Source organism: Mycobacterium sp. 1482292.6 (genome assembly GCF_001672995.1).
GTDB classification, from domain to species: Bacteria; Actinomycetota; Actinomycetes; order Mycobacteriales; family Mycobacteriaceae; genus Mycobacterium; species Mycobacterium europaeum_A.
Genome location: NZ_LZKV01000173.1, coordinates 1 through 15,457, shown reverse-complemented (window position 1 = coordinate 15,457; position 15,457 = coordinate 1). Strand labels below are relative to the sequence as shown.

Below are 15,457 nucleotides of genomic sequence, written 5' to 3'. Positions count from 1 at the left end.
CCGCCGCCCTTGCGATCGCCACTAGTCGATGGTGGCGACCCGCCGCGCCCGGCTCCGCCGCCCTTGCGATCGCCACTAGTCGATGGTGGCGACCCGCCGCGCCCGGCTCCGCCGCCCTTGCGATCGCCACTGACGGTGTAGGCCGTGCCCCGGGGTTCGCGCTCCCACAGCACTTCGCCGGCGCCGACGGTCGTTCCCGCAGCGATCAACTGGCGCTTGAGCACCTTGTGCGTGGCGGTGCTGGGCAGGTCGGCCGCGATCCGGACGTAGCGCGGGCGGGCCTTGGGGGACAGGTCGGGCTGGGCGTCCAGGAATTCTTCGAACTCCGCGGCGGTCAGGCCGTGACCGTCGTTGAGGACGATCGCGGCCATCACCTGATCGCCGACGTGGCCGTCGGCCACGGCGTAGACGGCGACCCGGCTGATCGCGCTGTGGCGCAACAGGATCCGTTCGATCGGCGCCGCCGCCAGATTCTCGCCGTCCACCCGCATCCAGTCGGCGGTGCGCCCGGCCAGGTAAATCCAGCCGTCGGCGTCCCGGTAGGCCAGGTCGCCGGACCAGTACATGCCGTGGCGCATGCGTTCGGCGTTGGCGTCCGGGTCGTTGTAGTAGCCGGTGAAGAAACCCGAACCCGCCGTGTTGACCAACTCGCCCACCGCTTCGTCGGCGTTGACCAGCGCCCCGGCGGCGTCGAACCGGGCGACCGCACATTCGGTGACGGTGTCGCTGTTGTAGACCGCGACCCCGTCGGCGCCGCGGCCGATCGAGCCCTTCGGGGTGCCGGGTTCGCGGATGATGATGACGGCGTTCTCGGTGGACCCGAAGCCGTCCTCGACCTGCACACCGAACCGGCGACCGAACTCCTCGATGTCCTTGTCGTTGGCCTCGTTGCCGAACGCCACCCGCAGCGGATTGTCGGCGTCGTCCTCGCGTTCGGCGGTGGCCAGGATGTAGGCCAGCGGCTTCCCCACGTAGTTCATATAGGTGGCGCCGTAGCGGCGGACGTCCTCGAGAAAACTGCTCGCCGAGAATTTCGCGGGCACGATCGCCGCACCCGAGCACACCGCCGGCGCCCAGCCCGCGACGACCGCGTTGGAGTGAAACAGTGGCATCGACACGTAACAGGTGTCCTGGTCGGTGAGGGCGAAGCGGCCGGCCAGGCTGAGACCGGCGACGGTGGCCATGAAGTGGGATACCTGGACGGCCTTGGGATTCCCGCTCGTGCCTGAGGTGAAGATCATCATGAAGGCGTCCATGGCGGTGACCTGCCGATGCGGTGTCAGTTCGCCTGCGGTGCCGACGAATTCGGCCCATTGCGGTGTCGAGGTGTCGAGGATCTGCGTGCCGGCGAGGTCCAGGCCGTCGAGCAGCGGCCGATGTTCGGCATCGGTCACCACGAACTGACAGTCCGAACGACGGACATCGGCGGCCAGCGCCTCACCGCGGCGCGTGTCGTTCAGGCCGCACAGCACGTAGCCACCCAGCCCGGCCGCCGCCATCTGGCTCAGCATCTCGGGCGTGTTCCCCAGCAGGGCGCCGACGTGCACGGGCCGTTGCGGATCGGCGGCGGCGAGCAGCGCGGCGGCCCGCGCCGCGGCGCCCTCCAGATACTGACGCCAAGTCCATTGCAGGTCACGATATTTCACCGCGATGGACGGATCGGACCAGCGCTTGTTCAGCAGCGCTTGAATCGTGTCGTCAGCCATCGGCCGGATCCACCTTCACTTAACCCATCCTGCGAGACGAGACGGTCCGTCTTATACTAGCTGTCGGCTCGGCCCGGAGGTAAGTGGCCTGCCGCCTTGCGCCACGCATGGGTGAAGTTTTCACACTTATTTCGCTCACGATTCCGCTTCGGGGCCCGCGTGTATAGCGGATCCGTTCGTCTCGGACGGTCATCATTGGCCCCATGCTGTTTGAGCTGCACCGGTCGCTGTTGCTGTTACGGAATCGAGCGCGTGAACTTCGCCGCGAAATCTCACAGTCGCGATCGTCGCACCTGTCCGGCCGGCGGCACGGCCGCAGGGGACCATCGACGGGCGACGGCCAAAGTTAATGCGCGGCGGCGCTATCCGCCCACCATCATCAGCCCGCCGTCCACGGCCAGCAGCTGGCCGGTGATGAAACCCGCGCCCGGGCCGGCCAGGAAAACCAACATCGGACCGACGTCGCGGGCGGGCTCGCCCAGCGTGCCCCCGAGCGGGATCATCATCTTCATCTGCTGGTCGATCAGGGCCGCGGCGTCCGGACCGAGGAAGTCGCGGAGCCGGTCGGCGCCGGGTGTCTGGACCGCGGGGGCAAGCGCGTTGACGGTGATGTTGTCGGCGGCCCAGGCTTTGGCGGCCGACCGCGTCCATGCCTGCACCGCGCCCTTGGTCGCGGCGTAGACGGCCGAGATCGGGCTGCCCATCACGGCTTCCGACGATCCGAAATTGATGATCCGGCCGCCCTTGGGGTCCTGGTCCTTCATGACCGCGTAGGCGGCCTGGTTGGTGAGGATGGTCGCCTTGATGTTGGTGTCCAACAGAAACGAGATGTCGTCGGCGCCGATGTAGCCGGGGATGCCCGCCTGCCACAGGCCGGCGGCGTTCACCAGGACCTCGAGCCCGCCGAGGCGTTGTGTCGCCTCGCGGACCATCGCCGATACGGCCTCGGCCTCGCGGACGTCGCACTGTAGCCACTCGGCCGCCAGGCCGTCCGGCGGCGGCGTCTGGTGATAGGTCGCTGCCACCTTCGCTCCCGCCGCGGTGAGCACCTCTACGGCCGCCGCGCCGATACCGGTGGCGCCACCGGTGATCAGGATCCGCCGTCCTTGCAGTGGTGCTGTCACATCCGGCATGGCGGCAACCTTATCGGGCCTAAGCCGGCGCCACTTCAGTTCCCGCAGAACCGCGACATCGGGTCCCCCCGGGCGGCCCGAGGCCCGCGCAAACACGGCGACTCTCATGCAAACCGTAGCTGCGGTAAGCAGCGCCTATGTGCTTGTCGCATAGCACCATTCCCCAATGACAGTTCCGACCGTGCCGCCCACTGAATGGGCGCGACGTACGGCCAGGTCTCGCGCCGAAGCTAATGTCGCCGCCATGAGCCGCAACGAATTCGATGTGCGAAGGGGCTCTCGGCAGTGGAAGCCACATCCGATTATTTGACGGCATAAACACCGCCTCGAGTTCACCGTCACGCGTTTGTCCGTGATGACAACAACGACGTCCAAGTCAGTTCGAGCACGGCAAAAGGAGGATCCGGTGGGGAGGATTCGCGAGGACGCGGCGGAGCTGTTCATCGATGGGGAGTTCCGCCCTGCCAGCGCCACTTCGCCTGTCTTCGAGGCCGCGACCGAAAGGCTGCTTGCCCAGGGGCCCAGCGCTCGCGAGGCCGATATCGACGACGCGGTGGCCGCGTCCGGGGAGGCGTTGCACGACTGGAGGAGCACCCCGGCGACCGAACGAGCCAGGCTCCTGGAACGAATGGCCGACGCCCTGGAGGCGCGCGCCGAACACACCAGCGAACTGTGTACCCGCGAGACGGGCGCGCCGATCGCTTTTTCCCGGAACGGTAACGGGCTGCTGCCTGCGGCGGTACTGCGCTACTACGCGACGCTGATTCAGAAGCTCGATGTCGAAGAGGTCAGGCCTAGCGCAAACGGGCATACCATCGTGCGCCGCGAGCCGGTCGGCGTGGTCGGCGCCATCGTGCCCTGGAACGTCCCGCAGGTGCTGGCGGCGGTCAAGTTGGCCCCCGCGTTGGCGGCCGGCTGCACCGTAGTCCTGAAGCCCGCACCGGAAACAGCCTTGGACGCAAGGGTATTCGGCGAAGCCGCCGCGGAAGCTGAACTGCCGCCGGGCGTGCTCAACGTCGTTGCCGGCGGTGACGACGCGGGCGCCTACCTTGTCAGCCGCCCCGGTGTTGACAAGGTGGCGTTCACCGGCTCGACGGAAGCGGGTCGTCTGATCGCGGAAACCTGCGGGCGGCTCATGCGACCGGTGACCTTGGAACTCGGCGGCAAGTCCGCCGCGATCATCCTCGATGACGCCGATCTGGATGCGACATTGGATGGGCTGCGCAGCTGGTCGTTCGGCAATAACGGACAGCTGTGCGTCGCGAATTCGCGGGTACTCGCCCCCGTTAACCGCTACGGCGAAGTCGTCGACGCGTTAGGAGAAATGGCGAACTCGCTCGTCGTTGGGGATCCGCTCGACCCCGGCGTCGATATCGGCCCCCTGGTGAGCGCCCGACAGCGCGACCGGGTGCTGGATTACATCGAGACGGGAAAAGCCGAAGGCGCAACGCTGGTAACAGGCGGCGGGGTTCCCGCGGGGCGGTCCACTGGTTGGTATGTGGCGCCGACAGTGTTCGCCGATGTGCACAACTCGGCTCGCATCGCCCGTGAGGAAATCTTCGGACCCGTGGTCACGGTAATTCCGTACCGCAGCGACGCTGAAGCCGTCGAAATCGCCAACGACTCCGACTTCGGTCTGGCCGGCACCGTCTGGTCGCGCGACGAAGCGCGGGCAACCGAGATCGCCCGCGCCGTGCGTACAGGAACCATTGGCATCAACCATTACGCTCTCGATCTCGATGCCCCCTTCGGCGGAGTCAAAGCAAGCGGTATCGGGCGGGAGTTCGGGCCGGAAGGCCTAGCCACTTATCAGACCGTCAAGTCGATGGCTCGCATCGGTGCCCCGACTACCGAGACGTAGTCGGTCCGCAGCAGACATCCAGGCGCGGGTCCTCAAAATGAAGGGTTGACAACGTGTGTGGCATTACTGGCTGGATTGCTTTCGGGCGTGATTTGACGCGTGAGCGTGACGTGCTTGATGCGATGACCCTGACGATGGCGTGCCGTGGCCCGGACGCGTCGGGTGTGTGGTCAGAGCGTAATGCGGCGCTGGGCCATCGCCGCCTCGCGGTGATCGACCTGCCGGGTGGTGGGCAGCCGATGTCAGTTTCGACCCCGCAGGGTGATGTCGCCATGGTCTACAGCGGCGAGGTCTACAACTTCACCGAACTGCGAGACGAATTGGTGGCGCTGGGCGAGCGCTTCAAGACGTCCAGCGATACCGAGGTGGTGCTGCGTGGCTATCTGCAGTGGGGCGATGCGGTGGCTGGTCGCCTCAACGGGATGTACGCGTTTGCGATCTGGGATGCGCGGCGCCGCAAGCTGGTTATGATCCGCGACCGGATGGGCATCAAGCCCTTTTTTATCTATCCGACAGCGGACGGGGTGCTGTTCGGTTCCGAACCGAAGGCCGTCTTGGCGAATCCGATGGTCAAGCGCGTCGTGGACAGCGATGGCCTACGCGAGATGCTGCTGCCGATCAAGACTCCGGGGATGGCCGTCTGGAAAGGCATGCGGGAGGTCGAGCCCGGCACGGTCGTCACCGTCGACGAGCGTGGTATCCGTGAGCGCACCTATTGGCGGCTGGAGTCGCGGCCCCACACCGATGACGAAGAGACGACCGTTCGGCGGGTGCGCGAGCTGCTCGACGACATCGTGCGGCGGCAGCTGGTGGCCGATGTTCCCAAATGCGTATTGCTTTCCGGCGGGCTGGACTCGAGCTCGATCACCGCACTGTCTGCGCGTCAGTTGAGCGTTCCGGTGCGAAGCTTCTCGGTGGACTTTGCGGGGCAGGCCGACAATTTCGCCCCCGATCAGGTGCGCTCGAGCTGGGATACCCCCTACGCGCGCGATGTGAGCGAGCACGTTCGTTCCGAGCACACCGAAATCGTGCTCAACGCCGATGATTTGGCGGATCCGGATATCCGGCGTGCGGTGATCGTCGCCCGCGACCTGCCGGCGGGCGGGGGTGACTTGGACGCGTCGTTGTACCTGTTGTTCAAGGCGATCCGCAGGCACTCGACGGTGGCGTTGTCGGGTGAGTCCGCGGACGAGATCTTCGGCGGTTACCCACAGTTCCACGACCCCGTCATGCAGCGCACCGACGACTTCCCCTGGCTTGCCGCCATGGAACTGATGAAGGGGAATGCCGCTGGCGTGTACACCCGACCGTTGCGCTCGGCGGTCGACCTGGACACGTACAAGCGCGAGCGCTACACCGAGGCGGTGACCGAGGTGGCCAGCGTTGAGGGTGAGGACGATTTCACCCACCGGATGCGCGTTATGAGTTACCTGCATCTAACGAGGTTTCTGCGGATCCTGTTGGACCGCAAGGACCGGATGAGCATGGCGGTGGGCCTAGAGGTGCGGGTGCCGTTTTGTGATCACCGGTTGGTGGAGTACGTATACAACACGCCGTGGTCCTTGAAGGCCTTTGATGGGCGGGAGAAGAGCCTGCTGCGCGGCGCCTGTCGTGACCTGCTGCCCGAATCGGTGGTGCGGCGGGTCAAAGCCCCCTACCCGTCGACGGCCGACCCGAGGTACGGCGAACAGATCCAGCGGCAAGCCAAGGATCTTCTCGCCGGGGACAGCGACGCACTGTTCGGTCTGATCGAGCGCTCCAGGCTCGAGGAGCTGACCAGCCTCGACCCGGAAACGCTGCCAACAGGTGCTCGGTACCAGATAGAGCAGGCGCTGGACGTGGCCAGCTGGCTCGACCTGTACCAGCCCGAGGTCGTCTTCTGACCCACTGGCCGCGTCGCAGACTTCCGGTGCATGTAGCCCCGCACCGGCCTGCCGCGCGGGATGCCTAGGCGCGCACCGCAATCGATGACAGCAGATCGGCGAGCCGATCGGGCTGATCGACCATCGAGAACGTCCGTGCCCCCGCGATGACTTCGAGGCGGGCATTGGGAATCGTCGCGGCCAGCCGCGCCCCGTCTTCCTGCTCGAAGAACACGTCGTCGGCCGACCACGCGATGAGCGTCGGCTTGTCGAAGTCGTAGAGCCGGGCCGCCACCGTCGTCGTCACCTCGGTGCGCATCGAAAGGGTGAACTGGCGCAGGTCTTCCGCGACCGCGGGGAGCGACAGCGCCGGGCGCACCCAGGCCTCGGTGAGCTCGTCGATGTTGCGATGCGCCAGGCCGTCGAACGCACGCTTGCGCACGGCCGGCACCCGCATGGCCTGGGTCACGGTCCGGAAGGAGGGCTTGGTCTTCGCCGCGAGAATGACCGGCTTGAGGATCGGCGGCGGAAAGTGTTCGAACGCATCGCAACTCGTGAGCACCAAGGCACCCAGCCGTTCGCGATGGTGCACGGCCACCAGCTGGGTGACGACGCCGCCGGTGTCGTTGCCCACCAGCACCACGTCCTGCAGATCCAGCGCGGCAAGCACGTCGGCGACCATGCCGGCGACACCGGTGATCGTCCGGTCGGCGCCGCGGCGCAGCGGCTCGGGATGCGCGCCCAACGGCCAGGTCGGAGCGATGCACCGCAGGCCACGGGCCGCCAGGCGCTCACTGACCTGGCGCCACAGTTGCCCACCCATCATGTAGCCGTGCACGAACACGACAGGCCTGCCGTTTTCGGGTCCGGTTGCTTCGTAATGGATCGTTCCGGCACTAATGTCGATCGTCGACATAGCAAACTCCTACTTCGGGGATACACTTACAAACAGGCTGTCTGTTCGTAAGTTACCAACAGACTGTATGGAAAGCAAGAGACGGACCCAAGAAGAGCGCTCCGCGGCGACCCGCGAGGCGCTGATCGCGGCTGCCCGCAAGCTGTGGGGGCTGCGGGGTTACGCCGAAGTGGGGACGCCGGAGATCGCGACCGCCGCGGGGGTCACCCGGGGCGCGATGTACCACCAATTCGCCGACAAGGCAGCGCTTTTCCGCGAGGTCGTCGAGGTCGTCGAGCAGGACGTGATGGCGCGGATGGCCGTGGTGGTGGCCGAATCCGGGGCCGCCACGCCGGCCGACGCGGTGCGAGCCGCGGTCGACGCGTGGCTCGACGTGTCCGGCGATCCCGAGGTGCGCCAGCTGATCCTGCTGGATGCGCCGAGTGTGCTCGGCTGGGCCGAATTCCGTGATGTCGCCCAGCGGTACAGCCTGGGGATGACCGAGCAGATGCTCACCGAGGCGATCCGGGCCGGCCAGCTGGCCGAGCAGCCGGTGCGGCCGTTGGCGCACGTGCTGATCGGCGCGCTCGACGAGGCGGCCATGGTGATCGCCACGGCCGACGACCCGACGCGGACCCGTCTCGAAGTCGGGCAGGTGTTGCATCGGCTGATCGACGCGATGTTCGACGCTCGGTGACGGCCACCACCCTCGGTGGTCACGCGAAAACCACAGAGCTGGATCGGTTTTCGCTACTCTTCGCGTACCTGCGCGACGCCCGCGATGACGCCCTGGATCAGGCGGTCCAGGCGCTCGGCATCGTCGACGGCCGGCTGGCCCGCGACGAAGGTCAACATGATGCCGTTGATGAACGCCAGGGTGGCGGTCGCCTGGTCATCGACCAGGTCCGGATCCGGCGCGCTGTCGGCGGCATGCCATTGGGTGACGACACTGCGCGCCAGGGCGTAGAGCCGGTCGGCGGATTCGTTGAGGGCAGCGGCCAGTTCCGGGTCGCGGCCGGCCAGCAGCGCGAGTTCATAGCGGGCCTTGGCGCGCGTCAGCCAGGGTTCGCTGTTCACGTACATGACGATGCGGGCCAGGCCCGCGGTGCCGGCGAACTGGGTGGCGTGATTCTCGGCGAGCTCGGCCATCATCGAGAAGTCGGCGACGTCGAGCTCGGCCAGCCGTGTCGCCATGGCGTGCACCAGTGCCTTGCGGGTCCGAAAGTAGAACGACGTGGTGCCGGCCGGCACCCCGGCGTGGTCGTCGACCTTGGGATGGCTGACGCCATGCACCCCGTTGGCGCCCAGCAGCTCGATCGCGGCGTCGGCGAGCTGGCGGCGCCGCTCCGGCGCGTTGTGCTTTCTACGTGCAGCGATACGCCCCAGTTTATCCGGCGGAGGCGGCGCCGGCCCGGATCGCGCGAATCCGTTAGAACTGACCGCAGTTCGGTGTGGTGGGCTCGCCGTTGAAGCGCGCGGCGATCCATTGCATGGCCGGTTCGCCGTCGACCAGCATCGGCAGCGCGTGGTTGATGACGAGCTTGTTGAGGAAGGGTGGCTCTTCGTTGGTGCGGAATTCGACGTCGGCGTCCTGGGCGCACCAGTCGCGGCCCAGCTGGTTGGCCGCGGTCCAGGGCACCAGCGGGTCATAGCGATTGCTGTCGATCATGACCGGTGCGTTGGGTTTGAAGCGCCCGAGCCGTTGGGCCTCGAACAGGCTGTTGAACGGCTCCTCGTTCACCAGCTGGTTGATGTCCTCGGTGAAATAGGGCTGAATGTGGCGAAACATGAAGTCCAGCAGGGTCTGTCCGACGCATTGCCGCGATACCGATTCCAGCATCGCCAACCCGCGGGGCGTCATCTTGGAGCGGATGATGTCGGCGAACTCCGGATAGGCCGCCATGACGCTGTTGAGGGCATACCCGACGACACCGACCAGCGCGCTGCCGTCGGCGTAGGGCAACAGTTCCTTGAGGTTGGCCGGCGGCGCGCCGGCGTAGGTGCCCACGATGTGGAGGTCCGGGGCGTATTGGGAGGCGAGCTCGGCGGCCGACGCGGTCGCGCCACCGCCTTGCGAGTAGCCCCAAAATGCCACCGGCCCATGCGGATCCAACGACGTCCCGGGCAGCCGCATGGCCGCGCGGGCCGCATCGAGCACGGCCTGACCCTCGGCCACCCGGCCCACGTAGGTGTGCATGGACGGGGTGCCGAGGCCCTGATAGTCGGTCATCACGATGGCGAAGCCACGCGCGACCATGGTCGCGACGAACAGCTCCTCGTAGTTGAACATGATGTCCCAGCCACCCGAATAGTGGATGCCCTGGTTGAACATTCGCGACGGGGCGCACTGATTGCCCTGGCCCTGGGTGCCGGGCGCGTAGCTGATCAACGGCCGCGGTCCGCGCCCGGGCCAGTCGTTGTAGGGCTCGAAGTAGGTGCCGGTGACCGCGATCGGATTGCCGCGGGTATCGGTGCTGCGGTACATGATCCGGGTGCCGGTGGCCATGATCGCGCCCAGTTGTCCGGAGGGTTCCAGCACCAGCCGCGAAGGCTCGGTACGGATCAGATCGCCAGGCTGGCCGGGCGGTAGCGGGTCCGGCGGGGTGTAGAAGTCGGCGTACTGCGGTTCGTCACCGCCGTCGGCCCGCGCATTTCCCACTCCCACGAGTGCGCACGCAATTACCAGCAGTACTGCGAAAATTCCCCCGGCCCGATGCATTACGGAACGGTAACAATCACCGGGCCGTCAGCGGAAGAGCAATCTCTAAATTTTTAGAGATTGAATTGTCCGGCGCATGTTTTTGGCCGAAGAATTGCCAGGTGGTGCGGTGGCGCCCGGTGCATGAAGCCGGAATCCGTTGACTAGCAGTCGCTACGGCGTCTTGAGGAAGACGTCGTTGAGCGTGACGGTGCGCAGGTTCCGGTCGCGGATGATGTCGACGAGTTGCGGGTAGACGTGCGTGACCGGCAGATGATTGAGGTGCCCGATCACGATGGCCTGCGGCGTGAAGTACTGATCGGCCATCTGGACGATGTACTCCTCGGTGATCAGCGTCGAGTCCGACAGGGAGCCCGACCACAGCGTGGGGACGTGGTAACCGAGGTCGGCGGCCACCGCGTCGACGGCGGCGTTGCGCTTCGCGTATGGCGGCCGCCAATACGGCTTGGCACCGATGCCGTACGTCTTCTTCAGGAACGCGTCGTTGCGGGAGAGCTGTTCTGCCACTTGCTCTTTGGTTAGTGTGGTCATGTCAGGGTGTGACCAGGTGTGGTTGCCGAGCTGGATCTGACCGCTGTCGACCAGCGGCCGAAGCAGCTCCAGGTTGTCCGTCCACGAGTCGTAGATCCCGTTCACGAAATAGGTCAGTCGTATGCCGGTGTCCTTCGCGAACTGCGTGTAGGCACGCACCACGTCGCTGTTGACGCCGTCGTCGACGGTCAGCGCCAGCAGGTCACCCTCGCCCGGGAGCTTCATCAGGGCGCCGCCGCCGGGCAGCGGTATGCGGGCGCTGGGCGGCGGGGGCGGTAACAGGGCCCGTGGGGCGGTCGGTCCGGAGGTCGGCACGTCGGCCGCCGGCGTCTGGGCAAAGGTGCGTGGCTGCGGATCGACGATCAGCCGGGCGGCGCCGACGCCGGCGACGACAGACGCGGCGAGCGATCCCAGGAACTGGCGGCGGTTCATGGCTGACAAGCGACGGCGTCGATCAAATGATCACGAGGCGATGAAAATGGCGAATTCGGCGCGAGGATTCGCACCCGGATTGTGGCGCGCTGCGCACCAAGCGGGTCCACGCAGGAACCGCCTTTGATGCAAAACATCGAGGCCACAGCAGCGAACCGTACCATTGGCGGCGCCGAGAAGTCGGCTCCGTTACGGGAGGGTCAGCTGTGAATTTCGCCGACCCTGGCTAATTCACGGTCCGGGCCGGCTGGTGAATCAGTGCGGTTCCCCGGCGGCCCGTTGCGGCAATTGCACCGGTTCGGTGCTTGGTGTGCCCAGCGTCGAGGCCAGCCACGGCAGTGCCGTGGCAAACGCCTGGGCGGCGAACGGCCAGTCGTGCTTGCCCGGTTGGGTGACCACCGCGCAGGCGATGCCGTGGGCGGTGCCGACGGCGCACAGCGAGTTCGCCGCGGCGTCCTGGCCTTCGGGGTTGGCGGCGGGATCGCTGCTGGACGCGGTGAGCGTGGGGCTGGCTTCCTGCGCGACCGTGCGCGCCTCCGTCGACGAGGGCACGTCGAACCATCCCGACAGGCCTTCGTAGTGGCCGTGCTTCGTCATGACGGTGACCGGGTCGAAGGCGGCCCACGCGTCGTGGTTGCCGCCGAAGAGGCGGGCGACGGTTTGATCTGTGGAGCCGCCGTTGGGCCCACGGTCACCCGCGATGTCCACGAACGCGCTGAACAACTCGGGGTGCATGACGGCCAGGTCCACCGCGCAGGTACCGCCCATCGACCAGCCGGCGACGCCCCAGTTGGCGCGGTCGGCGCTGACGCCGAAGTTCGACACCATGAAGGGCACGATGTCCTTGGTCAGATGATCGGCGGCGTTGCCGCGGGGGCCGTTGACACACTCGGTGTCGTTGTCGAAGGAACCGGTGGGGTCGACGAACACCAGCACCGGGGAAAAGCCGTGGTGGGCGGCCGCGAAGTTGTCGATGGCGGTGAACGCGCCGCCCGGGCCCAGCCAGTCGGCGGGGGTGTTGAAGGCGGAGCTGATCATCATGACCGCCGGCAGCCGCGGCGGCGGATTGCTGTTGAACCAGGCCGGTGGCAGGTAGACGAGCTCTCGGCGGTGGGCGAAGTGCGAGCCAGAGGGGACATTGTCGTCGATGTCGACCGGCACCACCACGCCCTTGGTCGGCCTGGTTCCGGCGATCTGCATCTCGGTCACCCGCAGCCGGTCGATCTGGTCGGGCAGCGGCACCGACGTCAGCTGGTTCCACGCGGCGAGCGCGGTCGGAAAGTAACCGACCCAGCCGTTCAGCGCCATGCCGGCACACAGGACGCACAGCGGTATCGACACCAGCGCCACCCCGCGACGCCACCAGCGGACGCCCCGCCACCCCACCAGGAAGACCGCGGCGGCCAGACCGGTCATCGCGATCCAAAGCCACAGCGTCGTCGGTGCCGGGTCGCCGGCCACCCCGAGCGAGGTGATGTACCACCGCGCCAGCAGGGTCACCGCGACGGCCGCGATCAGCGCGACCGGCAGCACCCGCTTGAGCCAGCTCCCGGCACGCCATTGGATCGCCACGAGCAGCACGAGCAGCGCCAGCCCCTGCACGGCCGGCGGGAACCAGCCATGCAGCAGGGACAGTTGTCCGAAGAACTGCTCCAACGGTCGTGACCTTCGCTAGATCGATCGCTGTGCGGGGGTGCGGTGAATATCCGAGGGCCGGTCGGGGTCATCGAAGACGGCGGCCGGACCAACTATCCCATACGATCGCGGCCCGTCAGCCGACCGTTTCAGCGTGTGGGCCGAGCAAGGTCCGCTCGACCCTGCTGGCGCCCTCATGCGTCGTCGACGCCGCTGGTGAACGAGCGCAGCCGCAGGCTGTTGCCGACGACGAGAAGGCTGGAGACGGCCATCGCGGCGCCGGCGAACATCGGGTTGAGCATGCCGAGCGCGGCCAGCGGGATGGCGGCGAGGTTGTACCCGAACGCCCACAGCAGGTTCGTCTTGATCGTGGCCAGCGTCCGCCGGGACAGCCGGATCGCGTCCACAGCGGCCCGCAGGTCACCGCGGACGACCGTGAGGTCGGCGGCCTGGATCGCGACGTCGGTGCCGGTGCCCATGGCCAGGCCCAGATCGGCGGCGGCCAGCGCCGCGGCGTCGTTGACGCCGTCGCCGACCATGGCGACCACCTTGCCCTCCGATTGGAGGCGTTGCACCGCGGCGACCTTGTCGGCGGGCGTCGCGTCGGCGATGACCTGCGCGATCCCGAGCTCGTCGGCGACGCGGGCGGCGACGCCCGCGTTGTCGCCGGTCAGCAGCACCGGCGTAAGGCCCAGTCGGGTGAACTGTCGGACCGCCTCGGCGCTGGACGGTTTGATCGTGTCGGCGACCACCAGGATGCCGCGGGCCAGGCCGTCCCAGCCGACTACCACGGCGGTCTTGCCTTCCGCCTCGGCGCGGGCCTTGGCCGCCGACAGCGCGGCGTCGAGGTGCATCCCGCGTTCGGTCAGCAAGCGTTCGCGGCCGACGACGACCGCACGCCCGTCGACCGTGCCCTGCACGCCGTCGCCGTCGATCCCGGTGAAGTCGGTGGGAGCGGGCAGCGCGCCGAGTTGGGCCACGGCACCCCGGGCGATGGCCCGCGCGACGGGATGTTCGGAGGCGTCTTCCAGGGCCCCGGCGTAACGCAACAGCGTGCTGCGGTCGGTCTGCGGGCCGGGGATGACGTCGACCAGGGTCATCTTGCCGGTGGTGACGGTGCCGGTCTTGTCGAGCACGATCGTGTCGACGCTGCGCGTGGCCTCGAGCACTTCGGGCCCGTTGATGAGCACGCCGAGCTGGGCGGCGCGTCCGGTGCCGACCAGCAGGGCGGTCGGAGTGGCCAACCCCAGCGCGCATGGGCAGGCGATGATGAGCACCGCGACGGCCGCCGTCAGCGCGGTGGTGAGCGAGAAGCCCGCCGCGAGCCAGCCGGCCAGCGTCGCCACCGCGAGGCCGATGACCACGGGAACGAACACCCCCGAGACGCGGTCGGCGAGGCGCTGCGCCCGGGCCTTGCCGGATTGCGTCCGCTCGACGAGCCTGGCCATCTGCGCGAGCTGGGTGTCGTCCCCGACCCCGGTGGCGCGCACCACGAGCCGGCCGCCGACGTTGACGGTGGCGCCGGTGACCGCGTCGCCCGCACCGACCTCGACCGCGACGGACTCGCCGGTCAGCATGGCGACGTCGACGGCTGAGGAACCCGCGACGACGATCCCGTCGGTGGCGATCCGTTCCCCGGGACGCACGACGAACTCGTCGCCGACCGCGAGGTGCTCGATCGGGATGCGGGTCTCGGCACCGTCGCGTAGCACCGCGACGTCCTTGGCGCCCAGTGTCAGCAGCTCGCGCAGCGCGGAGCCGGCCGCCCGCTTGGACCGCTTCTCGAAATACCGGCCGGCGAGCACGAACAACGTCACACCCGCGGCGACCTCGAAGTAGACGTGGCACGGGGCGCCGTCGCGCCCGACGGTCAGCTCGAAGTCATGTTGCATACCCGGTTGGTCGGCGGCCCCGAGAAACAGGGCGTAGATCGACCACAGGAATGCCGCCAGGGTGCCGAGCGAGACCAGCGTGTCCATGGTGGCGACGCCGTGCTTGAGGTTGGTCCAGGCGGCCCCGTGGAAGGGCCGGCCGCACCAGACGACGACCGGTGTGGTCAGGGCCAGCGAAACCCAGTGCCAGTGCGGGAAATCCCACGCGGGCACCATGGCCATGGCGATGACGGGCCCGGCCAGCACGATCGCGGTGGCCAGCCGCCGGCGCAGCGAGGCCAGCTCCCGGTCATCGGGTGTCGAGCCTCGCGGCAGGGCGGCGGCGTACCCGGCTTTTTCGATCTCGCCGATGAGAATCCGCGGGTCGTAACCGGCGGGGGCCGTGACGGCGGCCTTCTCGGTGGCGTAGTTGACGGTCGCCGCGACGCCGTCGAGCTTGTTGAGCTTCTTCTCGATCCGGGCCGCGCACGAGGCGCAGGTCATCCCGGTGATCTCCAGCTCGATGCGGGACGGGGTGGTTGCGGCGGTGCGATTGATCTGTCGTGGGGGCGTGCTCATGCGACCAGGACGGCCTCATAGCCGGCCTCGTCGACCGCGCCGAGGACGGCATCCGCGTCGATGGGCCGTGCGCTGGTGACGACGAGCCGGCCCGTGGCGGCGCTGACCGCCACCTCCTGCACGCCGGGAATCTGGGCCACCTCGCTCTCGACGGCGGCCTCGCAGTGCCCACAGCTCATCCCGCTCACCCGATATTCGCTGGTGGGCATGCCGCTCCTTCGCTTCCCCGGCAG

12 protein-coding genes are annotated in these 15,457 nt (G+C 67.7%); 3 read left to right on the top strand and 9 right to left on the bottom strand.

Features of this window, described 5'->3' with window-relative positions; genetic code table 11:
• Both fadD1 and A5624_RS17135 read right to left on the bottom strand, forming a co-directional pair.
• The coding region (gene fadD1 / locus A5624_RS17140) for a fatty-acid--CoA ligase FadD1 (RefSeq protein ID WP_232002271.1) at window positions 1-1,706 on the bottom strand (1,706 nt) is incomplete at its 3' end.
• Between the two features lie 362 nt (window positions 1,707-2,068).
• Window positions 2,069-2,830 carry an SDR family NAD(P)-dependent oxidoreductase gene (locus tag A5624_RS17135; RefSeq protein ID WP_156748813.1) on the bottom strand — a complete coding sequence of 254 codons (762 nt, stop codon included), beginning with the start codon at window positions 2,828-2,830 and terminating at the stop codon, window positions 2,069-2,071.
• A 415-nt stretch (window positions 2,831-3,245) separates the two neighbouring features.
• On the opposite strand from A5624_RS17135, the gene A5624_RS17130 reads away from it, so the two are divergent.
• Together A5624_RS17130 and asnB are read left to right on the top strand one after the other, a co-directional pair.
• Window positions 3,246-4,700: an aldehyde dehydrogenase gene (locus A5624_RS17130; protein WP_066868475.1), complete on the top strand. Its 1,455-nt coding sequence runs from the start codon at window positions 3,246-3,248 to the stop codon at window positions 4,698-4,700.
• 53 nt (window positions 4,701-4,753) lie between these two features.
• Entirely contained in the window at window positions 4,754-6,583 is a 1,830-nt protein-coding gene (asnB, locus tag A5624_RS17125; RefSeq protein WP_066868473.1) for an asparagine synthase (glutamine-hydrolyzing), read from the top strand.
• Window positions 6,584-6,647: 64 nt separating this feature from the next.
• Here the strand turns inward: asnB and A5624_RS17120 are convergent, their stop codons facing one another.
• Complete coding sequence (locus A5624_RS17120; protein ID WP_066868471.1) at window positions 6,648-7,478, bottom strand: alpha/beta fold hydrolase; 831 nt, start codon at window positions 7,476-7,478, stop codon at window positions 6,648-6,650.
• 67 nt (window positions 7,479-7,545) lie between these two features.
• On the opposite strand from A5624_RS17120, the gene A5624_RS17115 reads away from it, so the two are divergent.
• Window positions 7,546-8,154, top strand: coding sequence for a TetR/AcrR family transcriptional regulator (locus A5624_RS17115; protein WP_066868469.1), 609 nt, complete (start codon window positions 7,546-7,548; stop codon window positions 8,152-8,154).
• 53 nt (window positions 8,155-8,207) lie between these two features.
• Here A5624_RS17115 and A5624_RS17110 read toward each other — a convergent pair whose 3' ends face one another.
• From A5624_RS17110 to A5624_RS17085, 6 genes are all read right to left on the bottom strand, one after another.
• Window positions 8,208-8,774 (bottom strand): TetR/AcrR family transcriptional regulator, encoded by a 567-nt coding sequence (locus A5624_RS17110; protein WP_255361692.1) that lies wholly within the window; start codon window positions 8,772-8,774, stop codon window positions 8,208-8,210.
• A gap of 112 nt (window positions 8,775-8,886) precedes the next feature.
• Window positions 8,887-10,176 (bottom strand): lipase family protein, encoded by a 1,290-nt coding sequence (locus A5624_RS17105; protein ID WP_197507992.1) that lies wholly within the window; start codon window positions 10,174-10,176, stop codon window positions 8,887-8,889.
• A 153-nt stretch (window positions 10,177-10,329) separates the two neighbouring features.
• Window positions 10,330-11,139 (bottom strand): polysaccharide deacetylase family protein, encoded by an 810-nt coding sequence (locus A5624_RS17100; protein ID WP_066868462.1) that lies wholly within the window; start codon window positions 11,137-11,139, stop codon window positions 10,330-10,332.
• A 255-nt stretch (window positions 11,140-11,394) separates the two neighbouring features.
• The gene (locus A5624_RS17095) at window positions 11,395-12,795 is read right to left on the bottom strand and encodes an alpha/beta hydrolase-fold protein (protein WP_066868460.1); all 1,401 of its coding nucleotides are present in this window, start codon (window positions 12,793-12,795) and stop codon (window positions 11,395-11,397) included.
• Window positions 12,796-12,968: 173 nt separating this feature from the next.
• On the bottom strand, window positions 12,969-15,224 hold the full coding sequence (locus tag A5624_RS17090) for a cation-translocating P-type ATPase (protein WP_066868459.1): 2,256 nt from the start codon (window positions 15,222-15,224) through the stop codon (window positions 12,969-12,971).
• A complete protein-coding gene (locus A5624_RS17085; RefSeq protein ID WP_066868458.1) occupies window positions 15,221-15,433 on the bottom strand; it encodes a heavy-metal-associated domain-containing protein in 213 nt (70 codons plus the stop codon). Before A5624_RS17085 ends, A5624_RS17090 begins: the two co-directional genes overlap by 4 nt.
• Between the last annotated feature and the right edge of the window lie 24 nt (window positions 15,434-15,457).

Bases quoted from the DNA above. Each gene is read 5' to 3' on its own strand.
- A5624_RS17120 (WP_066868471.1), bottom strand. From the start codon at position 7,478: ATGTCGACGATCGACATTAGTGCCGGAACGATCCATTACGAAGCAACC.
- A5624_RS17115 (WP_066868469.1), top strand. From the start codon at position 7,546: ATGGAAAGCAAGAGACGGACCCAAGAAGAGCGCTCCGCGGCGACCCGC.
- A5624_RS17105 (WP_197507992.1), bottom strand. From the start codon at position 10,176: ATGCATCGGGCCGGGGGAATTTTCGCAGTACTGCTGGTAATTGCGTGC.
- A5624_RS17100 (WP_066868462.1), bottom strand. From the start codon at position 11,139: ATGAACCGCCGCCAGTTCCTGGGATCGCTCGCCGCGTCTGTCGTCGCC.
- A5624_RS17090 (WP_066868459.1), bottom strand. From the start codon at position 15,224: ATGAGCACGCCCCCACGACAGATCAATCGCACCGCCGCAACCACCCCG.
- A5624_RS17085 (WP_066868458.1), bottom strand. From the start codon at position 15,433: ATGCCCACCAGCGAATATCGGGTGAGCGGGATGAGCTGTGGGCACTGC.